Source organism: Streptosporangium pseudovulgare, assembly GCF_014648055.1.
Taxonomy (GTDB): domain Bacteria; phylum Actinomycetota; class Actinomycetes; order Streptosporangiales; family Streptosporangiaceae; genus Streptosporangium; species Streptosporangium pseudovulgare.
Genome location: NZ_BMQJ01000027.1, coordinates 37,025 through 59,446 on the forward strand (window position 1 = coordinate 37,025; position 22,422 = coordinate 59,446).

At 73.0% G+C, this 22,422-nt stretch carries 20 protein-coding genes and 1 tRNA gene; 14 read left to right on the top strand and 7 right to left on the bottom strand.

The window, feature by feature from the left end; all coding sequences use genetic code 11:
* Position 1 precedes the first annotated feature (1 nt).
* Genes IEZ10_RS34650 through IEZ10_RS34685 form a run of 8 tightly spaced genes read left to right on the top strand, consistent with a single transcriptional unit; the run spans position 2 to position 6,727 of the window.
* Positions 2 to 937 (top strand): ABC transporter permease, encoded by a 936-nt coding sequence (locus IEZ10_RS34650; protein WP_189250740.1) that lies wholly within the window; start codon positions 2 to 4, stop codon positions 935 to 937.
* On the top strand, positions 934 to 1,731 hold the full coding sequence (locus tag IEZ10_RS34655; RefSeq protein WP_189250741.1) for an ABC transporter permease: 798 nt from the start codon (positions 934 to 936) through the stop codon (positions 1,729 to 1,731). Before IEZ10_RS34650 ends, IEZ10_RS34655 begins: the two co-directional genes overlap by 4 nt.
* Positions 1,728 to 3,281 carry a dipeptide ABC transporter ATP-binding protein gene (locus IEZ10_RS34660; RefSeq protein ID WP_189250742.1) on the top strand — a complete coding sequence of 518 codons (1,554 nt, stop codon included), beginning with the start codon at positions 1,728 to 1,730 and terminating at the stop codon, positions 3,279 to 3,281. Before IEZ10_RS34655 ends, IEZ10_RS34660 begins: the two co-directional genes overlap by 4 nt.
* Positions 3,278 to 4,270, top strand: coding sequence for a putative FMN-dependent luciferase-like monooxygenase (locus IEZ10_RS34665; protein ID WP_189250743.1), 993 nt, complete (start codon positions 3,278 to 3,280; stop codon positions 4,268 to 4,270). The genes IEZ10_RS34660 and IEZ10_RS34665 overlap by 4 nt, the downstream gene beginning before the upstream one ends.
* A 46-nt stretch (positions 4,271 to 4,316) precedes the next feature.
* The gene (locus tag IEZ10_RS34670; RefSeq protein ID WP_189250744.1) at positions 4,317 to 4,946 is read left to right on the top strand and encodes a CMD domain protein; all 630 of its coding nucleotides are present in this window, start codon (positions 4,317 to 4,319) and stop codon (positions 4,944 to 4,946) included.
* Positions 4,943 to 5,512, top strand: coding sequence for an alkylhydroperoxidase domain protein (locus IEZ10_RS34675; protein WP_189250745.1), 570 nt, complete (start codon positions 4,943 to 4,945; stop codon positions 5,510 to 5,512). The genes IEZ10_RS34670 and IEZ10_RS34675 overlap by 4 nt, the downstream gene beginning before the upstream one ends.
* Positions 5,509 to 6,150, top strand: coding sequence for a VOC family protein (locus IEZ10_RS34680; RefSeq protein WP_229811941.1), 642 nt, complete (start codon positions 5,509 to 5,511; stop codon positions 6,148 to 6,150). Before IEZ10_RS34675 ends, IEZ10_RS34680 begins: the two co-directional genes overlap by 4 nt.
* Before the next feature lie 40 nt (positions 6,151 to 6,190).
* Positions 6,191 to 6,727: an OsmC family protein gene (locus IEZ10_RS34685; RefSeq protein WP_189250746.1), complete on the top strand. Its 537-nt coding sequence runs from the start codon at positions 6,191 to 6,193 to the stop codon at positions 6,725 to 6,727.
* Between the two features lie 97 nt (positions 6,728 to 6,824).
* On the opposite strand, the gene IEZ10_RS34690 is transcribed toward IEZ10_RS34685, so the two are convergent.
* The 5 genes from IEZ10_RS34690 to IEZ10_RS34710 form a co-directional block, all read right to left on the bottom strand.
* The gene (locus IEZ10_RS34690) at positions 6,825 to 8,390 is read right to left on the bottom strand and encodes a pectate lyase family protein (RefSeq protein WP_189250747.1); all 1,566 of its coding nucleotides are present in this window, start codon (positions 8,388 to 8,390) and stop codon (positions 6,825 to 6,827) included.
* Between the two features lie 654 nt (positions 8,391 to 9,044).
* Complete coding sequence (locus IEZ10_RS34695) at positions 9,045 to 9,281, bottom strand: hypothetical protein (RefSeq protein WP_189250748.1); 237 nt, start codon at positions 9,279 to 9,281, stop codon at positions 9,045 to 9,047.
* A 43-nt stretch (positions 9,282 to 9,324) separates the two neighbouring features.
* Positions 9,325 to 10,095 (bottom strand): SDR family oxidoreductase, encoded by a 771-nt coding sequence (locus IEZ10_RS34700; protein ID WP_189250749.1) that lies wholly within the window; start codon positions 10,093 to 10,095, stop codon positions 9,325 to 9,327.
* A gap of 176 nt (positions 10,096 to 10,271) precedes the next feature.
* On the bottom strand, positions 10,272 to 11,450 hold the full coding sequence (locus tag IEZ10_RS34705; RefSeq protein WP_189250750.1) for a low temperature requirement protein A: 1,179 nt from the start codon (positions 11,448 to 11,450) through the stop codon (positions 10,272 to 10,274).
* 206 nt (positions 11,451 to 11,656) lie between these two features.
* Positions 11,657 to 12,400, bottom strand: coding sequence for an SDR family oxidoreductase (locus IEZ10_RS34710; RefSeq protein WP_189250751.1), 744 nt, complete (start codon positions 12,398 to 12,400; stop codon positions 11,657 to 11,659).
* A 349-nt stretch (positions 12,401 to 12,749) separates the two neighbouring features.
* On the opposite strand from IEZ10_RS34710, the gene IEZ10_RS34715 reads away from it, so the two are divergent.
* Together IEZ10_RS34715 and IEZ10_RS34720 are read left to right on the top strand one after the other, a co-directional pair.
* Positions 12,750 to 13,175 carry a DUF4259 domain-containing protein gene (locus tag IEZ10_RS34715; protein ID WP_189250752.1) on the top strand — a complete coding sequence of 142 codons (426 nt, stop codon included), beginning with the start codon at positions 12,750 to 12,752 and terminating at the stop codon, positions 13,173 to 13,175.
* Positions 13,176 to 13,380: 205 nt separating this feature from the next.
* Positions 13,381 to 13,854 carry a hypothetical protein gene (locus IEZ10_RS34720; RefSeq protein WP_189250753.1) on the top strand — a complete coding sequence of 158 codons (474 nt, stop codon included), beginning with the start codon at positions 13,381 to 13,383 and terminating at the stop codon, positions 13,852 to 13,854.
* A gap of 73 nt (positions 13,855 to 13,927) precedes the next feature.
* On the opposite strand, the gene IEZ10_RS34725 is transcribed toward IEZ10_RS34720, so the two are convergent.
* On the bottom strand, positions 13,928 to 14,083 hold the full coding sequence (locus IEZ10_RS34725) for a hypothetical protein (protein WP_189250754.1): 156 nt from the start codon (positions 14,081 to 14,083) through the stop codon (positions 13,928 to 13,930).
* 646 nt (positions 14,084 to 14,729) lie between these two features.
* A tRNA-Arg gene (locus tag IEZ10_RS34730) sits at positions 14,730 to 14,806 on the bottom strand.
* 218 nt (positions 14,807 to 15,024) lie between these two features.
* On the opposite strand from IEZ10_RS34730, the gene IEZ10_RS34735 reads away from it, so the two are divergent.
* The 4 genes from IEZ10_RS34735 (at position 15,025) to IEZ10_RS34750 (ending at position 22,331) form a co-directional block, all read left to right on the top strand.
* Positions 15,025 to 15,825, top strand: coding sequence for a phosphotransferase (locus IEZ10_RS34735; RefSeq protein WP_189250755.1), 801 nt, complete (start codon positions 15,025 to 15,027; stop codon positions 15,823 to 15,825).
* 190 nt (positions 15,826 to 16,015) lie between these two features.
* Complete coding sequence (locus IEZ10_RS34740) at positions 16,016 to 17,002, top strand: cobalamin biosynthesis protein (protein ID WP_189250756.1); 987 nt, start codon at positions 16,016 to 16,018, stop codon at positions 17,000 to 17,002.
* A 178-nt stretch (positions 17,003 to 17,180) separates the two neighbouring features.
* Entirely contained in the window at positions 17,181 to 18,671 is a 1,491-nt protein-coding gene (locus IEZ10_RS34745) for a cobyric acid synthase (RefSeq protein ID WP_189250757.1), read from the top strand.
* 288 nt (positions 18,672 to 18,959) lie between these two features.
* The gene (locus IEZ10_RS34750) at positions 18,960 to 22,331 is read left to right on the top strand and encodes an NACHT domain-containing protein (protein ID WP_189250758.1); all 3,372 of its coding nucleotides are present in this window, start codon (positions 18,960 to 18,962) and stop codon (positions 22,329 to 22,331) included.
* Positions 22,332 to 22,422 lie beyond the last annotated feature (91 nt).

The window sequence follows — 22,422 nt, forward strand, 5'->3', positions numbered from 1 at the left end:
GGTGGCGAGGTATCTGCTCCGACGGGCCGGGCAGGCGGCGTTCGTGCTGTGGGCCGCCTTCACCGTCGCCTACGTCCTCCTGCAGCTGCTGCCGGGCGACTCGATCCTGATCAAGTTCCAGAACCCCGAGCTGGGCCTGTCGCCGCGGCAGATCGAGGAGATCCGCGCCTACTACGACGGCGGCGCGTCCCCCCTGGAGTCCTACGCGACCACCCTGCTCGGGTTCCTGCGCGGCGGCTTCGGCTACTCCATCGACACCGGCACCCCGGTGGTCGAGAGGCTGGCCGAGGCGCTGCCCGCGACGGCCGTGCTGGCCGGAAGCGGGTTCCTGCTGGCGGTGCTGATCGCCGTGGTGATCGCGTTCGCGGCGGGTCACAGCAGGACGTCGTGGGTCAGGGACGCGCTGCTGGCGGTGCCGTCGCTGTTCGTCTCGGTCCCGGTGTTCTGGCTGGGCATCCTGCTCATCCAGGTGTTCTCGTTCCGGCTCGGCCTGGTGCCCGTCATCGGGGGAAGCGCCCTCCAGCAGCTCGTCCTGCCCGTGCTGACGCTGGCCGTGCCGATCGCCGCCCCGATCGCGCAGGTCCTGGCCCGGAGCGTCGACCGGGTCCAGGCGCAGGCGTTCGTGCCCGTCGTGGCCGCGAAGGGCGCGTCACGGTGGTGGATCCTCTGGCGGCACGTGGCGCGCAACGCGGCGCTGCCCGCGCTGACCGTGGCCGGGGTGACGTTCGGCGAGCTGATCGCCGGTTCCGTCGTGACGGAGACGGTGTTCGGCCGCAACGGCATCGGCAGGCTGACCGAGCAGGCCGTGAACGCCCAGGACACGCCGGTGATGCTCGCCGTCGTGGTGCTCGCCGCGGCCGTGTTCGTGCTGGTCAACCTCGCCGTCGATGTGCTCTTCCCGGTGCTCGACCCGCGGCTGAGGGCGGTGACCGGATGAACCGGCCGAAGACCGGGCTGCTCGTGGCCTCGCTGGTGCTCGCGGTCGTCGCGCTCTGGGCGCTCGCGCCGGGCCTGTTCACCGCCCACGACCCCATCGCGGGCGTGCCCGCCGAGAAGCTCCAGGCGCCGAGCGCGCGGCACCTGTTCGGCACCGACGCGGTGGGCCGCGACCTGTTCGCGAGAGTGGTGCACGGGTCCGTGCACTCGCTGTCGGGGGCGTTCGTGGCCGTCGCGGTCGGGCTGCTCCTGGGGACCCTGCTCGGGCTGCTGGCCGGATCGGCCGGCGGGCCGGTCGACGACGCGGTCATGCGCTTCGTCGACGTGCTGCTCTCGGTGCCCGGCCTGCTCCTGGCACTCACCGTGATCATCCTGCTCGGCCCCGGTACGGTGAACGTGGCGATCGCGGTCGGCACCGGCTCGGTCGCGGCCTTCGCCCGGCTCGCCCGGTCCGAGGTGGTGCGGGTGCGCCGTACCGACTACGTGGAGGCCGCGTTCGGCAGCGGCGGCAGGTACCCGGTCGTGCTCTGGAGGCACGTGCTGCCGAACTCGCTCGGACCCGTCATCGCGCTCACCGCGCTGCAGTTCGGCATGGCGATCCTGGCCATCTCGACGCTCGGCTTCCTCGGCTACGGCGCGGAGCCGCCCACACCGGAGTGGGGCCTGCTGATCGCCGAAGGGCGCAACTACCTGGCGACGTCGTGGTGGCTGACCACGCTGCCGGGGGCCGTGGTGGTCGCGGTGGTGCTCGCCGCCGGCCGGATCAGCCACTCCATCGGAAGGAGCACGGCATGAGCCTGCTCGACATCCGCGACCTCGCCGTGTCCTACGGCGGCAGGCCCGCGGTCAGAGGGATCTCCTTCCGCGTGGAGCCGAAGGAGGTCGTCGCCCTCGTCGGCGAGTCGGGGTCCGGCAAGTCCACCACCGCGCACGCGGTCATGGGACTGCTCCCCCCGGGCGGGACGGTGGACGGCGGCCGGATCCTGCTCGGCGACGCCGACCTGACCTCGTGGTCCTCACGGCGCATGGAGTCGGTGCGCGGCACACGGATCGGCCTGGTCCCGCAGGACCCGGCGAACTCCCTCAACCCGGTCAAGACCATCGGCGCCCAGATCGGCGAGGTGTTCCGCCTGCACGGGCGGGGCGACCGCCGTACGATCCGGCGGCGGGTCGTCGAGCTGCTCGCCCGCGTCGGCCTGTCCGACCCGGAGACACGGGCCCGCCAGTACCCGCACGAGCTCTCCGGAGGGATGCGGCAACGGGTGCTCATCGCCATCGCGATCGCCCTGGAACCGCAACTGATCATCGCCGACGAGCCCACCAGCGCCCTGGACGTCACCGTGCAGCGGCGCATCCTGGACCTCATCGACGACCTGCGTGCCGAGTTCGGCACGGCGGTGCTGCTGGTCACCCACGACCTGGGCGTGGCCGCCGCCCGCTCGGACCGGCTGGTCGTCATGAAGGACGGCCTGGTCGAGGAGGAGGGACCGACCTCCGCCGTGATCGCCGATCCCCGGGCCGGCTACACCGCGCGGCTGCTGGACGACGCCCCGGCCCTGTCGGCCCGGGACTTCCGGACCGCCGAGCCGGGCGGCCGCGGCCCCGCCGTCGTGGTCCGGGACCTGGTCAAGGAGTTCCGGACCGGCCGGCGCCCGTTCCGCGCCGTCGACGGAGTCTCCTTCGAGGTGGCGGCCGGGACGACGCACGCGCTGGTGGGGGAGTCGGGCTCGGGCAAGACCACCACGGCGCGGACGGTGGCGCGCTTCGCCGAGCCCACGTCCGGGACGGTGGAGATCCCCGGGGCGGGCCCGGGACGCCTGTTCCGCCGCCACGTCCAGCTCGTGTACCAGAACCCGTACGGGTCGCTCGACCCCCGGCAGTCCATCGCGGAGATCGTGGAGGAGCCGCTGCGCAACTTCCGGCTCGGCGACCGCGCGGCCCGCCGTACCCGCGTCACCGAACTGCTGGAACGGGTGGCGCTCCCGCGGGACGTCGCCGGGCGCAGGCCCCGGGAGCTCTCCGGCGGGCAACGGCAGCGGGTGGCCATCGCCCGCGCGCTGGCCGCCGGACCCGAGGTGCTCGTGCTCGACGAGGCGGTCTCCGCGCTCGACGTCACCGTCCAGGCGCAGATCCTCGACCTGCTGGAACGGCTCCAGCGCGACCTCGGACTGACCTATCTCTTCATCTCGCACGACCTCGCGGTGGTGCGGCAGATCTCACACACCATCTCCGTCATGAGCGAAGGACGCATCGTGGAATCCGGAACGACCCGGCAGGTCTTCACCGACCCATGCCATCCCTACACCCGGGAGCTTCTCGCCGCGATCCCGGAGCCGGTCCGATGAGGCTCGGCTTCTTCACCCGGATCCTCGACGAGGCGCCGCCCGGAGAGCGTTACCGGCTGGCGGCCGAACAGATCCGGCACGCGGAGGCCCTGGGGTTCGACACCGCCTGGGTCGCGCAGCACCACTTCGACGCCGCCGAGGGCGGCCTGCCCTCGCCGCTGGTGTTCCTGGCGCACGTGGCGGCGGAGACCGGCAGGATCCGCCTCGGCACCGGCATCATCACGCTCCCGCTCGAAGATCCGCTGCGCACGGCCGAGGACACCGCCGTACTCGACCTGCTGTCCGACGGCCGACTGGAAGTGGGCGTGGGCAGCGGGGGGACACCCGCCTCCTTCGCCCCCTTCGGCCGCGACAGCGCCGGCCGCGCGGCCCTTTACGCCGAGCACCTGGCCGTGCTGGTCCGGGCCTGGTCCGGGGAGGACCTCGGCGGCGGCAACCGGCTCCATCCGCCCGCGCCCCGGCTGACCGGCGCCGTGTGGGAGGCGACGTTCTCCGCGGCCGGCGGCGCCCGCGCCGGCCGGGCGGGCAACGGGCTGATGCTCTCGCGCACCCAGCCCCGCCCCGCCGACCGGCCGCAGGCGACCCTCGCGGAGCTCCAGCGGCCCATCGTGGACGCCTACCTGGAGAACCTGCCGCCGGACGCCACACCGCGGATCATGGCCTCGCGCACCGCCTTCGTGGCCGACAGCCGGACCGAGGCGCTCCGGCACGCGGAACGCGGCCTCAGCGGCGGCAGGCTCCCGTTCGAGCTGCCCGACAGCGACCTCGACCGGCGGATCACCGCGTTCGACGTGCACGTCGGCACCCCGCGGGACGTCATCGAGACCCTCCAGGCCGACCCGGTCCTCGACCGGGTGACCGACCTGGCCCTCCAGGTGCACTCGGTCGACCCGCCGCATCCCCTCATCCTCCGCTCCATCGAGCTGCTGGCGACCGAGGTCGCGCCCGCGCTCGGCTGGGTCCCCTCGGCGGAGAGGAGCCTCGCGTGACCACGACGGCACGAGACCCGTACGCCCCGGCAGGAACGAGCCCCGCATGACCCTCGACATCCCCGACAGCGCAAGTACTTCCGGCGCCGCCGGCACCGCCGACGTCATCGACCTGCTGGCCGGGATCACGCCCGGCTCATCCCTCGACCGGCTCCGCCACCGGCGGCCGGGCGCCCGCGAGCACGCCCAGCGCAGCTTCGACGCGCTGTTCGCCCCCGACGCGGAGACCGAGGTCACGCTCGTCGAGCGGAACGCGATCGCCGCCTTCGTGACCGGGCTGCACCGCGACGCCCCCGCCGCCGGCTTCTACGCGGAGCGGCTGGCCGGACTCGCCCCGGGCCTGTCGGCGGCCGTACGGGCCGAGGTCGAGGCGGGCGCCGCCACCGGACCCTACGGGGTCTATCCGCCGGGCGTCGCGGCGCCGGGGGAGAGCGCCGAAGGACCGCGCTACCGCACCGGCGACCCCGGCGCGCTGGGCGCACGCCTCACCGCCGCGTTCGAGCACGCGCACCTGCTCGTGTTCCGGCCCCGCGAGGCGAGCAGGGAGGCCCTCGACGCGCTGCGCCGTGCGGGCTGGAGCTCCACGGGCATCGTCACGCTCTCGCAGCTCGTGGCCTTCCTCAGCTTCCAGGTCCGGGTCGCCGCCGGACTGCGTCTGCTGGGGGCCGCCGCATGACCGGTTTCACCCGGGAACAGCTCGGCTGGACACCGTGGCTGGAGCCGCTGGCCGCCGATGAGCTCACCGACGAGCACCGCGAGGCACTGGTCGACAGGGCGCGCGCCGCGTCGCCGTACTTCCGCCTCCTCGCCCGCGACCCGCGAATCCTCCACGCGCGTACGGTGACCGACAACGACATCTTCCACAACGCCGACGGCGGACTGCCGCGGGCCGAACGCGAGCTGGCCGCCACGGCCACCTCCCGCCGGAACGGCTGCGTGTTCTGCGCCTCGGTGCACGCGCGCTTCGCCGCGCACCACTCCAGGCGACCCGGCGACGTACAGCGGCTGCTCGACGAGGGCGTCCACGCGTGGCAGGACGACCGATGGCGGGCGATCATCGACGCGTCGGCGGCGCTCACCGCCACCCCGGGCGAACTCACCGTCGGACACCTCGCCGCGCTGCGCGCCGCGGGGCTCGACGACCTGGAGATCAGCGACGTCATCAACGCCGCCGCGTTCTTCAACTGGGCCAACCGGCTCATGCTCTCACTCGGCGAACCAGTGAAGGAGGAGGACCGGTGACCACCGGTACGACCATCGACCCCCATCTCGACCACCTCGTCTACGCGGTGCCGGACCTGCTCGCCGGCGTCGCCGAGTTCGCCGAGCGCACCGGCGTCACCCCGGTGGCGGGCGGCAGCCATCCCGGCGGCACCGCCAACCACCTCGTCGGCCTCGGCCCCTCCTCCTACCTGGAGATCATCGGCCCCGATCCGGCGGCCGGGCCGGACGCCCGCCCGCGCGCCTTCGGCCTGGACTCCCTCCGCGAGCCGCGCCTCGTCACCTGGGCCGTCCATCCCGATGACATCGACACCGCGGTACGGCGGGCGCGGGAACGCGGCCACGACCCCGGCGACGTCCGGCCGCTCTCCCGGCGCACGCCCGGCGGGACGCTGCTGGAGTGGCGGTTGACCCGCCGCGACGACCCGGCCGCGGTCAGACCGGTGCCGTTCCTCATCGACTGGGGCCGTACCCCCCACCCCGCAGCGTCCGGGCTGCCCGGACTGCGCCTGGACTCCTTCGCCGCCACCCACCCCGACCCCGCCGGGCTCCGCCGCGACCTGGCCGCGCTGGACGTACGGCTCGACGTCACCGACGGCCCGGAACCCGCGTTGAGAGCGGTGCTGCTCACCCCTCGCGGCCCTGTGACGCTGACCTGAAACGGCCTGTGACACTGACCTGAAACGGAGATCCACCCGTATGAGCACCCTCCGCGACTACCTGTCGCAGAAGCGCACGGCCCTGCTGGCCCGCCGGGAGTCCCTCGCGCGGGGCCCCGTCCCGCTGCACGCCCACGTCACGGCCGAGGGTCGCAGCGGAATCCGGCGCATCAGGATCAGGGACTTCCAGATCCTCAGCGACAGCGGACCCGACTTCGCCGGATACGACCTCGGCCCGGGCTCCCCCGAGCTGCAGGCGGGTGTGCTGGGAAGCTGTGTCACCCACATCTTCCTGATCAAGGCGGCCGAGTCGGGGATACCGCTCGACTCACTGGAGGTGGACGTGCGGGCCGAGTACGACCCCGCGGCCCAGCGGCCGGGCGAGACCGGAATCCCGGCGTACCCTCAGAACTTCCGCTACGAGGTGCTGATCGACTCACCCGCCTCGGACGAGGAACTGGCCCGCCTGCACGCCGAGGTCGAGCGGGTGTGCCCGATCCTCAACCTGATCCGCCACGCCCAGGACATCAGCGGCTCGGTGGTGAGGGTCCGCTCCGGGTCGGCCCTCCCGGCGTAGCGCCGCGGCCCCGACCGCCATCCGATACGCGGCCGGCCCGTGCCCACGCCCGCCCGGAACCGGGAGACGCCGGTTCCGGGCGGGGGTGACTCCGCCGCTATCCGGCGTAGGTCTCGTACTCGGCGACCTTCGGCGTCCCGGTCGAGCCGGTGATCTCGAAGGTGATCTTGCGGAGTGAGGTCCGGGGGAAGGTGATGACGCCCGCCCCGTTGCCGGAGGTCAGGACGGCGCCGGTGTCGGCGTTGACGACCCTCCAGGTCCGGATGCCGCCCACGGAGCCCGGAGCCTCCCGGATGTTGATCGTGGATACCACGGTGGGGGAGTCCCACTTGATCGAGATGGAACCGGTCGAGCCGGACGGCGACCAGTAGGTGCTCATGTCGCCGTCCCGCACGTTGCCGTAGCTCGTCCCGCTCGCCTTGCTGGATCCGTCGGCGCCGGCTCCGAGGCTGAGGTTGGTCCCGCCGGGCTGGGTCGGCCCGGTGGTGGGAGTGACGGTGGGGGTGGAGGTCGGTCCGGAGGTGGGGGTGGTGGTGGGTCCCGGGGTGGGGGTCTGCGGTGAGCAGCCGCCGTCCGACACCTTCAGCCCCTTGCCGGCGCCCGCCGTCCGGCCCACGATGCCCGGCACGCAGCTCGCCCCGTCGAGGCTGTAGGGGTAGGGGATGCCGACGGTGGTGGTGGACCGCAGGTCGGGGCCGGCGGGGTTGGTCTCGCCGCCGGGGCCGGACCAGGTCACGTTGTCCAAGATGTTGCCGCTGACCTGCCAGTAGCCGGCCTCGCTGGTGTAGAAGGTGCCCAGGACGTCCCTGGAGTCCTTGAAGTAGTTGTTGTCCACCTTGGCGCGGGCCCCGGCCCGGGAGTTGATGCCGGACTCGTTGAGGCGCACGTAGTGGTTGTTGTAGATGTGGGCTATGCCGCCGCGCAGCAGGGGCGTGCGGGAGTCGATGTTCTCGTACAGGTTGTGGTGGTAGGTGATGAAGCCGTTCGAGCGGTCGCTCTCGCTGGACCCGACGAGGCCGCCGCGGCCGGAGTTGCGCAGGATGCTGTAGGACAGGGTCACGTACTGGGTGTTGTCCTTCATGTCGAAGAGGCCGTCGAAGCCCTCCGACTCCCCGCCCGACGCCTCCAGGGTGGCGTGGTCGACCCAGACGTTGCGGACGTCGCTCTCCATGCCGATGGCGTCGCCGCCGTTGGACGTGGGCGAGCCCGACTTCTTGACGTTCCGGACCGTCACGTTCTGGATGATGATGTTGCGGGCCTCGCGGATGTGGATGCCCACCTGGTCGAAGACGGCCCCGCCGCCGACCCCGATGATCGTGACGTTGCTGACCTGCTTGAGCTCGATCACGCCGGCGGCGGTGTTGCAGCTGTCGCCCGACACCTTGGCGGTGTTGGCGTGGTCGATGGTCCCCTCGACCTCGATGGTGATCGGGGTGCTGCTGTCGGCCCGGCTGCACAGGGCCTGGTGGATCGCGGTCCCCGTGGTGGCCCGTACCGTCCGCCCGCCCGCGCCACCGGTGGTCCCGCCGTTCTGGGTCGCGTAACCGGTGGCGCCGCCGGCCGCCGCCGACGCGCCGGGTAGCGACAGGACCGTGCCGGTCGCGGCCGCAACGGCCGTCGTGGCCAGCGCCGCACAGAGTCGCAGCGCGACTGGTCGCCTCATGATCGACGTTCCTTCCGTTGTTGAGTGCCGGGTGGCGCCGCTCCACGTCCGGGGTGTTCCGGCGGACCGCTGACGTCGGCGACCCGTCGCCGGGCAGGGGATGCGAGCGTTTTTCGATGTGGACGGGGGCGGTGGTTCAGCCGCGGTCCGGCTCCGCGGGGCGTCGGTGCCGGCCGCGGGGCCGCCGCGGCCGTGCTCCCGCCGCGGTGCGAAGGCCGCCTCCGCCGGGGCGGCCTTTGTATGGGAAAGCGCTTTCCAATGACGATAGGGCGGCCCTTTCGGATTGGCAAGGCCGCGCGCTGGAAATCCACCCGGTCCGGGCCGGACGGCGTGCCGGCACCCTGAGAACACCCCCGGAAAGCCGTGTTCGCGAGCATCAATCTGCGCGGTGAGCTGCGGATATCCGATGGAACGATGCAAATGACGACTCTGCCGCGGATTTATCGGTGAATGAAAGTTTCATGGCGCCGCAACGGTCTTTGTTCGGTGCCGACGAGCTCGTGACCGCGATGTTCTCGAATCGCCGCCGTCCACGGCGGACGGGATTCCGCGTTTCCGCTCACCACCGGGCGCTGAAGGCGGCGAGAGCACCGGAAGTGAAGGGGGCGGGAACCGGTTCCGGTTCCCGCCCCGAGGTCGCTCGAAGAACAGAATCTAGACCGTCCGGCCGTCACCGCCGGGCCGGGGCGCGTCCTCCAGCGCCTTGATCGCGCCCAGCAGACCTCGCAGGCCGATCTCCTCGCGTTCGACGTCCGTCGGATCGAACAGCCAGTCGGTGACCGGCAGGCTGGAAACGTCCTCCGGGCGGCCGGCCTCGGCCCGCATCACCTCCGCCTCGACCTCGGCCTTGAGTTCGTGCAGAACGTCGTCCCCGTCGCTCGGAACGCTCATCATTCCTCCCGGTGATCCCGGTGATCCCGGCGTGGACGCGGGGTCACCTTCCGCCGGCCTGTTCGCCGGTGGCGGCGCCGCCGAGCCAGTCGTGGTAGCGGATCGCGCCGAGGGTGGCGCCGTCCTCCGGAACCAGCGACCGCTCGCTCAGCTCGCTGCCGAAGTAGCGCGCGTGCGGGTCGGTGACCACCTCACGCGGGTCGCCCCAGGCGGCCAGCGCCCGGCGGAAGAACTCGTCCATCCGGAACCGCTCCGGCCCGGCGATCTCGGTCCTGCCGTTCAGCGGCGACCCCGCCGCGATCCGGCCGACCGCCTGGGCGACGTCGTCGCCCGCGATGGGCTGGAAGAGCACGGGCGCGATGTGCACCTTGCCGTCCACCGTGGCCTCGTCGGCGATGCCGCGGGCGAACTCGAAGAACTGGGTCGAGTGCACGAGCGAGAACGGGATCCCCGACTTCTCGATCAGCCGCTCCTGGGCGATCTTCGCTGCGAAGTAGCCGTTGTCCGGCATCCGCTCCGTTCCCACGATCGACACCGCGACGTGGTGACCCACACCCGCCGCCGCCTCCGCCGCGAGGAGGTTGCCCGTGGAGGTCTCGAAGAACCTCAGCACCGCCTCCCTCTCGAACGACGGCGAGTTCGACACGTCGACCACCACCTGCGCGCCCGCCAGCACCTCGGCCAGCCCCTCGCCGGTCAGCGTGTCGACGCCGGTGCCCGGCGCCGCCGCCACCGCCTCGTGGCCGTGCTCGCCCAGCCTCGTCACCAGCTTCGACCCGATCAGGCCGGTTCCGCCGACCACCACGATCCTCATCGCGTTCCCTTTCCGTCCGCCGGGCCGCCCTGTCGCCACCCGGTCGCCAGCTGAGACCGGGCAGCCTCCGGGTTTGTGACGGCCACCGCGAAATTCTTCCCGGGCCGATGACGCGTCATCGGCGGCGAGCGGAACCTTTGCCGCCCGTTCGCCCCGCACGGCGGAGGACGGTCACCTCACCGGGCGCCGGCGCGGGCCCCGGCGTTCGCCGTCCAGATCGTGACGGCGACCAGCAGAACGCAGACGGCCGCGATCGCCCCGACCACGGCGGCCACGCCGATCCAGGGCGCCGCGAGCGGCAGCGCCAGGACGACGACGACGCACCCCGGAACCGTGGCGGGAAAGAGGACGGGTGCGGCGCCGACCAGCGCGTTCACCGCCCACAGCAGGGCGAGGTACACACCCACCGGGGCGGCGACCGCGTAGCCGAGCGCCACCGGCGACACCGCGACGTCGTGCCCGCTCCGCTCCACCGCCACTTCGAGCCCGGCGCCGAGGGCCGCCAGGGCCGCGAAGATGCCGTAGTGGCCGTACCCCCACAGGTAGGACCGCCGGCGGTGGTCGCTGAGACCGTCCCCCGCCGGACCGAGGAAGTACAGCCACCAGAGGGCGAACAGCAGGAGGAGACCGGCGACGGCGATCACGACGAGGCGCCCGCCGACCTCGCCCGCCTCCAGCGCCCCTTCGACCCCCCTGCTCGCGGCCAGGACGCTCTCGCCGAGCAGGATGATCGTGAACAGGCCGTAGCGTTCGGCGATGTGATGCGGGTGCCAGCTGGTGGACCCGGCCCGCTCCGCCCACCACGGCACCGCGATCTCCAGGGCGGCCAGGAGGACGAAGGACGGCAGGCCCAGGGACGGGGGCAGCGCTCCCGTCTCCACGAGAGCGAGCCGCGACAGCCAGCCCACCTGCAGGAAGGTGATGCCGCCGGCGTAGCGGAACGCGGTACGGCGCCCCTCCGGATCCTCGCGGCCGGCCCGCAGCCACTGGACGACGAGCCCGATCCTCATGAGGAAATAGCCCAGCGTGATGACCCCGTAGTCGGAGTGGCCCGCCGCGGCGGGCACGCCGGCGGCGAGGACCAGCACACCGGCCATCTGCACCATGGTGAGCAGCCGGTAGGCGACGTCGTCGGTGTCGTAGGACGAGGCGAACCACGTGAAGTTCATCCACGCCCACCAGATCGCGAAGAACACCTGAAGGAACGGCACCAGCCCGGCCAGGCCGTGACCGCCGGCGATGCCGTGCGCGAACTGCGCGGTGGCGGCCGCGACCGCGACCACGAAGGTCAGATCGAACAGCAGCTCCAGCGGGCTCGAAACGCGGTGCGGCTCGTCGACGGCACGGGCGCTCATCCGGGTCCGGATCCGGATCGTGGTGCCTCCTGGGGGCAAGGTCCTGCTCCTGTCGTTTCGCAACGTACGGTCATCCTGAAAATAGACAGGGCGGCGTTCCGCTCTGTGACGGCGCGGCACCGGGATCGCGCGCCCGCCGCCGGGGAACGCGCGGAACCCGAGCCGGGGGCGCCGCGGCGCTCACCCGGCGCGGAAGCCCCGGTGGATCATCCGGTGTGACGCGCGAGCCACTGCCGATAGGTGGTCCCGGCGATGACGGCGCCCTCCTTGGCGACGAGGGCGTCGCCCGAGGCGGCGGCGTACATGCCGGCGCGATCGTCGGTGACGACGGCGCGGTGGTCACCGCGGGCGGCGAGGGTGATCCGGCCCAGCTCGTCGAGCGCGAAGACCTCGGGGCCGGCGACGTCCAGGGTACCCCGCAGCGGGACGCCCACGCTGACGTCGGCCACGGCCCGGGCGACGTCATCCGCGGCCACGGGCTGCAGGAGGGTGGCGGGCAGGCGTACGGTGCGCTCGTCGGAGGTCCAGGACAGCACCGTGTCGACGAACTCGAAGAACTGCGTGGAACGCACGATCGAGTACGGCACGGGCCCGGCCCTGAGGATGTCCTCCTGCAGCACCTTCGCGCGGTAGTAGACCAGATCGGGCACCAGGTCGGCGCCCACGATCGACAGGATGACCGCGTGGCCGACGCCCGCCGCCCCGGCGGCGGTCAGAAGGTTGTCCATGGTCCTCCGGAAGAAGGCGGGCGAGGCGTCGTCGAAGGCCCGCGGCTTCGTCAGGTTGACGACGACGTCGGCGCCCGCCAGCGCCCCGGGCAGGCCCCGCCCGCTGAGCAGGTCCACCCCGGTGGACGTCGAGTGCGGCACCGCCTCGTGCCCGCCCGTGTTCAGGATCCCGACCACCCTGGATCCGATGAGGCCGGTCCCGCCGATGACAGTGATCTTCATTTCATGACCTTCCCGGTTCTCGCACATGGCGGCACGCGCCGCCCCCCCTCGGACCCGGACGCCAGGGGCCCGCTCGCCTCCTGGGACCGGACGATCACGCGATTCGTGACAGGTTCCCGTCGGACGAACGACCTTGACCCCTGGCCCCCGGCCCCTGGTCCGCTCGCCTGCCCGAGGTCGATCGCGACGAGATCAGCATGCCCCCGCCGCCGCCGTTCACCGGCCGGCGGTGGCGGGCACTTCCTCGACGACCGTCCCGGAGCCGAAACGTCCCCGCCGGAGATGTCGGTCCCGGCCTGTACGTTGACGCCTCGTCGGCGTGTGATCCTTCGGGTGAGGAGTGAGCGGCATGGGTGCTTGGGACAGCGGTCCTTTCGACAACGACTCGGCGGCGGACTGGTGCGGGGACCTGGGCGCTGCCGGTCCGGAGGACCGGGTGGGCGTGGTCCGGCAGGCGCTGCTCGGCGCCGCGGAGTCCGTGGACTACCTGGAGGTGGATGAGGGGTCCGCGGCGGTGGCGGCGGCGGCCATCGTCGCGGCCGAGTGCTGCGGCGGTCCGCCGGTCACTTCGGCGTACGCGCCGGACTTCCTGCGGGAGGGCGGCGGGATCGGCCTTTCCGACGACCTCGTGCCGCTCGCGCTGCGTGCGCTGGACCGTGTCCTCGGTGAGGACTCCGAGCTCTGGGAGCTGTGGGAAGAGGCTGACGACGGTCGCTCGTTCCTGGCGGAGATCGAACCTTTGCGCGCCGCTCTCGCGCGGGGAACCTCCGGCTGAGGGATCCTCCTGACGACCGCCGCTCACGGAGGCCGCGCGGCGGTGGGGAGGGGGCGGCCGGTCACCTGTGAAGGACCAGGTCGGAATGCGGAAGACCTGGTCCTGGTGGCGCGCCCCGCAGGATTCGAACCTGCGGCGGCCGCACATGTCACTGGCGAGGACTTTCCTCCCAGCTCTTGACCTGTCCCGTCTACCGTCCGAGAGCATGTCGATCATGCTGTTTCTCCGCTTCTCGGCCATCGGGCTTCTCTGCGGGGTCGTGCTGGTCCCCCTCGCCTGGATCCAGCGGGGCGATGAATTCGAGCATCTGCGCCTGGCCGCGTTGATGGGCTTGGACGTCGCCCAGGTCGTCACGGTCCCGATCGCGCTGGCGGTCGGAGCCTGGAAGGTTCGCCCCTGGAGCAAGCGCCCCCGGCCGTCGCCTCCAGGCTTCGTCCTCGGAGGGGTCACCTTCGCGTTCGGGGTTCTGGTCATGACACAGGCGATGGCCACGACCAGCTGGCTCGAAGGCCGCCCCTCCGGGGTCGGCGATCCGGACGGCGAATCCTTCATGGCGATGCTCGCCGTGCTTTCGGGAGGAGTGACCCTGCTCATCAGCGCAGTGATCCTGATCAATCGAAGCGTGGCCCTGAGGCGTTCCCGGAAGGTGTCCTATGCGGCGTATGGTGCCGTGACCTGAAGCCTCGCGCCGCACCGGGTATGACGGGCCGAGATCGCTCCGCGTATGTTCCGGACCTTATGAGCCGAGGGCGTCAGCGGTAGGGATGGATGTGGTCGGTGGATCCGATCAGAGCCGGACGGGCGAAACGGGCGGAAGACAGGTGGACGCCCGTGGCGCGTTCGGCAAGGGCCAGAGCGCTGGAGACAGGATCTTCGGGGAAGCCGAGTCCGTCTCCGTCGATGTCCATGCCGAGGTTCTCGACATCCGCCTGGGCCCTTCGTCAGCAGCGACCGTCGTGGACGACGTGGACTTCATCGCACCGTCTCTGGACGGGCAAAGTGCGTCCGTCCGGCTGGACGCTCCGGATGACGGTTGGACGGTAGAGCCGAAACCGTTCGTGCTACGTCCGGGGGTGCTCTATCACGCGTTCGGCCACCAGGGGCGAGGCTCCGGCCAAGTCAGCACCGACCACGTCAGCTTCTCCGCCGAGAGCGTGGCAAAGCTCAAGCCAGGGTCGGTGCTGGTCCAGCGGTACGACGAGAGACGGTCACCCCCGAGTGGGGCGACGTTACGATCACGCGGGAAGAGTTCGACCGCCAAGGCCGGGATCCGGCCAACTGTCAATGATCACTCGTCCACTGAAGTGGAGCGCCGCCTGTCGCTTCGCGGCGTGGTACCCCGGCCGGGCCGTTCGGCCGGTACGGCGCGGCTGACACCGCCGTGGACGGGGCACGCCGGCCGGGGAACCCGTAGGGCGCATCGGAGGCGAAGCGCCCGGCGAAGGAGCCGTGTATGTTCCGCGACCGGTGGCGTGCGGCTGCCTCCGACTGCATGGGGCGCCTACCCCGGAACATGAAAAAGGCCAGGTCAGAGTGCAGATGACCTGATCTTGGTGGCGCGCCCTGCAGGATTCGAACCTGCGACCGTCGGATTAGAAGTCCGGTGCTCTATCCAGCTGAGCTAAGGGCGCTCCCGCCTAATTGTGCATGATTCAGGAAGCGGTCACGCATCAGTTATCAGGCTGTGTTGTGAGGATCACTGTAGGGGATCCGTGAACCGTCCGGTGCGGTAAGCGCCATCCGGGCGGCAGCGGCCCGGAAAGGCGGAACTCCGCGAGGGCCGGTCGGCCGGGCGGGTTCGCACGAGCGCGTTCCCGTCCGCCTTCGGGCGGGTCTACCCTCGTATGCCATGTCCGCTGTCACGGCCCACGAGGAGATCCCCTTGCTGGGCGGTGACGTGACCTGCGGGGTGGTCCGGGTCGGTGAGACCGTCCGCAGGCCCGCCCGGCCGTCCACGCCCGCGGTCCACGCGCTGCTGCGGCACCTGGAGGCCGCCGGGTTCGACGGCGCGCCCCGGGCGCTGGGAACGGACGAGCGGGGCCGGGAGATCCTCTCCTACGTCGAGGGCCGCTCCGCTCCCAGGCCGCTTCCCGGCTACGCACTCACCGACGAGGCGCTGGTCGCCCTGGCGGTCCTGCTGCGCCGCTTCCACGACGCGGCGACGGGCTTCACCCCGCCGCCGCGCGCCGTGTGGGAGGCCGGGTCCAACGACGACGCGGCCCCGGAGCTGGTCGGGCACTGCGACGTCAACCTCGACAACGTCATCTTCCGCGACGGCCTGCCCGCGGCGCTGATCGACTTCGACCTGGCCCGGCCGACGACCCGGCTGTTCGACGTGGTGACGACCCTGCGGCACTGGGCTCCGCTCGCCGACCCGCTGGACCTGGAGCCGCTCCAGCGTTCCCTGCCGGTCGGCCCTCGGCTGCGGCTGTTCTGCGACGCGTACGGCCTGGCCCCCCGCGACCGCCGCCGCCTGCTCGACCTCGCCCGCCTGCGCTTCGGCCGCTCCTACCACGTCATGCGGACCAGGGCCGTCACCGCCGGCGGCGGCTGGGCCCGCATGTGGGAGTCGGGCGCGGGGGAGCGCATCCGCCGGGCCCTCGCCTGGCTCGACACACATCAGGACGAACTCGATGCCCATCTCCTCTGACCTCCGCACCGCTCCGGGAGCCCTCGGCCGCCGCTCCGTCCCGGAAACACTCGGTGACGCCCTGCGCCGGACCCTCTCAGGAAGCAGGGCCCTCTCAGGAAGCAGGAGCCTCTCCGGGAACGGAACCCTCTCCGGAAGCGGGATCTCCGGACGGGCCTCCGGCCGATTCCTCGGACGCGCGCTCTTCCAGATGTCCGGCCCGGTGCGGCCCGGCCGGGCCGAGGCGTTCGGCGTGCTCGCCGGGGTCGCCCTCGACGCGCTGCTCGCCGACCCCCGGCGCGGCCACCCGGTGGCGCTGTTCGGCCGGGCCGCCACCGCACTGGAGAGACGCCTGTACGGCGACGCCCGCCCCGCCGGGATCCGCTACGTCGCCGCCTGCGTCGGCCCGGTGGCGCTGCTCGGGCTGGCCGCGGCCCGGACGCCGGACCCGCGGGTCCGGGGCGCGCTGGCCGCGGCGGCGACCTGGGCGGTGCTGGGCGGCACCACCCTGGGACGCGAGGGTGCCGCCATGGCCGGGCTGCTGGAGTCCGGTGACCTCGCCGGGGCCCGTCGGCGGCTGCCGCACCTGTGCGGGCGCGACCCGTCCCGGCTGGAGGAGTCCGGGCTGGCCCGGGCCACCGTCGAGTCGATCGCGGAGAACACCTCCGACGCCGTCGTGGCGCCGCTGTTCTGGGGCGCGGTCGCCGGGATCCCGGGCCTGCTGGCCTACCGGGCGGTCAACACCCTCGACGCGATGGTGGGCCACCGCGACGCGCGCTACGAGCGGTTCGGCTGGGCCGCGGCCCGGCTCGACGACGTGGCCAACTACGTCCCGGCCCGGATCACCGGGCTGCTGACGGTCCTCGCCGCCCCGCTGGCCGGCGGTTCGGTCCGGCGGGCGGCGGCCGTGCTGCGCCGGGACGGCCACCGCCACCCGAGCCCCAACGCGGGCCGGTGCGAGGCGGCCTTCGCCGGGGCGCTGGACCTCACGCTCGGCGGCGTGAACGTCTACGGCGAACGCGTGGAACACCGCCCGGAGATGGGCGACGGCGCCAAGCCGTCGGTCGCGGACATCCGCAGGTCCGTACGGCTGGCACGGACGATGAACCTCGCCGCCGCGGGCCTGGCCGCCGCCGCGCTGCTCGCCCGCCGTACCGGACCGGGGAAGGGGCGGCCCGCGAGCCGGGCTGCCGGATGATGAGCGGTGACCGGGCGACAGGCGGCGATCGGATGACGGGCGGGGGCCGGATGACGGGCGGCGGCCGGGCGACGAGCAGCGGCCGGATGACGGGTGGCGATCAGGCGACGGGCGGCGGCCGGGCGACGAGCAGGGCGGTCCGGGCAGGAACGGACGGAAGAGACGGGAAGGTGCGCGGGTGAAGGGCGCGTTGCTGGTCGCCGGGACCACCTCCGACGCGGGCAAGAGCGTCGTCACCGCCGGTGTCTGCCGCTGGCTGGCCCGCCAGGGGGTCAAGGTCGCGCCGTACAAGGCGCAGAACATGTCGCTCAACTCCTTCGTCACCGCCGACGGCGCCGAGATCGGCCGCGCGCAGGCGATGCAGGCCGCCGCGTGCGGCCTGGAGCCGGCGGCCGACATGAACCCGATCCTCCTCAAGCCGGGCAGCGACCGGCGCAGCCAGGTCGTGGTCATGGGACGGCCGCTGACCGACGTCGACGCGATGGAGTACCGGGACCTCAAGGACCACCTCCGCACGGTCGCCGTCGACGCGCTGGAACGGCTGCGCGCCCGCTACGACGTCGTGGTCTGCGAGGGCGCGGGCAGCCCGGCGGAGATCAACCTGCGCGAGGGCGACATCGCCAACATGGGCCTGGCCCGCGCCGCCGGCCTGCCGGTCGTCGTGGTCGGCGACATCGACCGCGGCGGGGTCTTCGCCGCGATGTACGGGACGGTGGCCCTGCTGGAGCCCGCCGACCAGGCGCTGATCGCCGGGTTCGTGGTCAACAAGTTCCGCGGGGCCCGCGAGCTCCTCGAACCGGCCCTCGGCATGATCAGGGAGCTGACCGGCCGGGAGGTCTACGGCGTGCTGCCGTGGCTGGAGGGCGCATGGCTGGACGCCGAGGACTCCCTCGCCCTGGACAACCGCCCCGCGATCGGGACGCGTGCGCCGTACGGCCGGCAGACCCTGCGCGTCGCGGTGGTCAGGCTGCCGCGCGTCTCCAACTTCACCGACGTCGACGCCCTGGCCGCCGAGCCCGGGGTGACGGTCCGCTTCGTGACCTCCCCGGCCGAGCTGGACGACGCCGACCTGGTGGTGCTGCCCGGCTCCCGCGCCACGGTCTCCGACCTGGCCTGGCTGCGCGCGACCGGCCTGGCCGCCGCGCTGCCCGGCCGGGCCGTGCTGGGCATCTGCGGCGGCTACCAGATGCTCGCCCGGACCATCCACGACGACGTCGAGTCCGGCGCCGGCCGGGTGGAGGGGCTCGGCCTGCTGCCCGCGACGGTGGTGTTCGCCCCGGACAAGACGCTGGGCCGGCCGGTCGGCGCGGCGTACGGCTGCCCCGTCACGGCCTACGAGATCCACCACGGGATCGTGACGGCCGAGGGCGGCGAGCCGTTCCTCGACGGTTGCCGCTCGGGCACCGTCTGGGGCACCACCTGGCACGGCGCGCTGGAGAACGACGGCTTCCGCCGGGCGTTCCTGGCCGACGTGGCGGCGGTGACCGGCCGCGACTTCGTGCCCGCCCCGGACGTCTCCTTCGCCGCGCTGCGCGAGGAACGGCTGGACGCCCTGGGCGACCTGGTCGAACACCATCTGGACACCGGCGCCCTGCTCCGGCTCCTGGAACACGGAGTCCCGGAGGGCCTGCCGATCCTGCCGCCGGGCGGCGTCCGGGGAACGCCGTGACGGGGCCGCCGTGACAGGAACGCCGCGAACGCCGGGACCGGACCCGGCGGGCGGGTCGGGGATGGGCCGGTCACGCGCGCCGCGTCGCGGTCCCGCGCGGGCCGGGACCCCGCGCGATCGGCGGGGCCGGGTGGAGCGGGACGGCCCCAGATCCCACGCGGGCCGGGACCCCGCGCCGACCGTCCGGCGATGATCGGGTCTTCGCCGGAGATCTCCGCTGACCCCTGCGGATCCCGGTATTTCGCGCGATCATGGTATGCGAACTGCACAGCGTCACCGAGGAGCGGGATGCCGGGACTGGAAGCCGTCGTCGCCGCGGCGGGAAAGGCCGTCGCCGAGCGCGCCGTACGGGAGGGGCTGGCCGCGCGGGCGGACGGGGCGGAGCGGAAGGCGGACCTCGCGACGCTGATCCGCAGCGGGTTCCCCGACCGGTTCGTCCGGCGCAGCCTCGAACGGCAGCTGGAGGCCATCGCCGACGGGGTGGAGCGGCGGCTGGCGGCGCTCGTCGAACGGGAGTACGGCGGGCTCACCGAGGGCGACCGGGCGGCGGTCCTGCACGAGGTGCTGGCGGCGCTGAAGGCCGCCGACCTGACCGACGGCGCCGTCCTGGCGGCCGACATGGACCCGATCAAGCTCGCCAGGGCCGTCCGCGCCGGGCTGCCCGACCCGGTCCGGCAGCTCGGCGAGGCCGGGGGACGGCTGTACGACGTGCTGCTGGACGAGTGCCTCGACTGCCTCGTCCGGATCATCCAGCAGCTCCCGCAGTACCTGCCGCGGGCCGCCACCGAGCTCCTCGGCCGCCTGTCGTCCGTCGAGGAGCGGATCGCCGCCCTCGGGCAGCACGTCTCGGCGGCACTGGCCCGGCTGCCCGCCCGCTCCCTGGAGGCGCCCTGCGGCACCCAGGACGACGCGGAGTTCGAGCGCCGCTACCTCGAACACCTCGGCCGCACCCTCGACGAGGTCGAGCTGTTCGGCGTCCGCGTGGAGAACTACCGGCCCCGCGCCACCCTGAGCGTCGCCTACATCAGCCTCAGCGTCTCGGCGGAGGCGGAGGCGAAGGCGCGCCGCCGCGTCCCGGAGCGGATGCGCCTCGCCGAGCTGGCCGGGACGGCCGCCGAGACGGAACCGGCGACCCTGCGCGTCGAGAGCGCCCTCGGCCGGTCCCGGCGCACCCTCCTGCGCGGCGACGCCGGGTCCGGCAAGAGCACGCTGCTGCGCTGGCTGTCGGTGACCGCGGCGCGCGGCGGCTTCTCAGGCGACCTGGAGTCCTGGAACGGCTCCATCCCGTTCGTCGTCAAGCTCCGCAGCCACCCCTCCGGCGACCTGCCCGCGCCCGAGGACCTCCTCGCGGACGTCGCCGGGCCGGTGGCCGGGCGGATGCCCGCCGGGTGGGCGCACCGGGTGCTCGACGCGGGACGGGCGCTGCTGCTCGTCGACGGGGTGGACGAGCTGGCCGTACGGCACCGCCCCGCGGTCCGTAAGTGGCTCGCCGGGCTGCTGGCCGCCTACCCCGGCACCCGGACCGTCGTCACCTCCCGCCCCGCGGCCGCCGACGCCCGCTGGCTGACCGAGGAGGGCTTCACCTCGGTCACGCTGGAGCCGATGACCCCGCCCGACCTGCGGGAACTGGTACGGCAGTGGCACACGGCGATGCGCGGGTCACCGAGCCTGCCGTGCCCGCCGGAGCGGCTGGACGAGTACGAGGGCGCGTTGCTGGCCCGGTTCGAAGGCGGCCCGCACCTGCGGGCGCTCGCCGCGACGCCGCTGCTCGCGGCGATGCTGTGCGCGCTGAACCTCGACCGCGGCAAGCAGCTGCCGCGCAACCGGATGGGCCTGTACGCGGCGGCGCTGGAGCTGCTGCTGGAACGCCGGGACGCCGAGCGCGGCATCGCCGCCGAGGTCGCCCTCGAAGCCGAACAGAAGGTCCGCATCCTGCAGGACCTCGCCTGGCAGCTCGCCGTGTGGGGCCGCTCGGAGCTCGCGAGGACGACGGCGCTGCGACGGGTCGAGGAGAAGATCCGGACCATGCCCCGGGTGAAGGCGACCGCCGAGGCCGTGCTCGACCACCTGCTCCAGCGCAGCGGGGTGATCCGGGAACCGGTGCCGGGCCGGATCGACTTCGTGCACCGGACCGTGCAGGAGTATCTCGCCGCCAAACAGGCCGCCGACGACGCCGACGTGGAACCCCTGGTGGAACGCGCGCACCTCGACCAGTGGCGCGAGACGGTGGTGATGGCCGCCGGGCACGCCAACGCGCCCGTGCGGCGCGACCTGCTGCGCGGACTGCTCGACCGGATCGACGCCGAGGACCGGTACGGCAGGCGGCTGCGGCTGCTGGTCGCCGGCTGCCTGGAGACGATCCAGGAACTCCCCGGAGACCTGCGCGACCGCCTGGAGGGCTGCCTCGCCGCGGTGATCCCGCCGCGCAACGAGGCCGAGGCGAGGACGCTCGCGCTCGCCGGGGAGGAGGTGCTGTGCCGCCTCCCCGACGACGTGCGCGGCCTGCCGAAGGCGCGGGCGGTGGCGACGGTGCGGACCTGCTGGCTGATCAACGGGGAGGAGGCGCTGCGCAGGCTCGCCGGGTACGCGGGGGATCCCCGCGAGGCGGTCCAGCGGGAACTCGTGACCGGGTGGGAGTACTTCGACCCCGGCGAGTACGCCGCCCGGGTCCTGGCGGACGCGGTTCTCCCCGAGATCCTCGCCGTCACGAACCCGCGCATGCTGGGCGGCCTTCGTCACCTGAAGAACCCGAAGAAGCTGATCGTGAGCTGCCGGGTCTCGGAAGATCTGCGGTTCCTCCGGGCCGCGCCGCCGCTGCGCTGGCTCTACCTGTTCTCCGTGGGCGACGTCGACCTGAACGACCTCGCGTCACAGCCGGCGCTGACGGTGCTGTACGTCGGGATGGCGTCGCGCCGCCGGAGCGACCTCGGCTGCCTGACCCGCCTGCCCGGACTCCGGAACCTGCTCCTGGAGAACTTCGACTTCGCGGGGAGCCTCGCGTTCCTCGATGAGCTTCCCCGGCTCGGCACGCTCCTGCTCGGCGACCTGGGTTCGGTCCGGGACTTCGGCCCGGTCACCCGGCATACCGCGCTCCAGGATCTGACGCTCCGCGGCGCGCGCCATCTGAAGGACGTCACGTTCCTGGCGGACCTCCCCCGCCTGGAGATGCTCGCCCTCGATGGAGCGGACATCCGCGGGGGTCTCGCCGCCGTCGTCGAGCACGCCCCGGGGCTGCGCACCCTCGGCCTCAGCGACATCGGCTCCCTCGGCGACCTGGCCGCGCTGGACGCCCTGGACCTCTACTCGCTCGAACTGACCCGTTGCCGGGACGTGACGGATCTGACACCGCTGGCCCGCCAGCGCGGCCTCGAAGCGCTGGTGCTGGAAGAGTCCGAGGTCGCGGACCTCGGTCCGCTGGCAGACCTTCCGAAACTCCGTTACCTCCACGTCCAGGGGTCGCGGCGGGTGACGGACCTCTCCCCGCTCACGGATCTGGAGGATCTGGAGGAGATCTCCCTGAGAGGGACGGCTCCCGTGCTCGATGTGGCTCCGCTCGCGGGCAGGCCGGGGTTGCGGATAACGGCCGGTTCGGACCAGGAGCTCCGCAACGTCCATCTGCTCCACCCGACCGCGAAGGTCACGCGCGTGCCGGGGTCCTGATGACCGGGCCGGCCCGGTCATCAGGTACCGGCCGTACCCGCTCCGGAGGCGCGGACCGCCCGCGCTCCCGGGATCCCGCGTGGAACCGCCC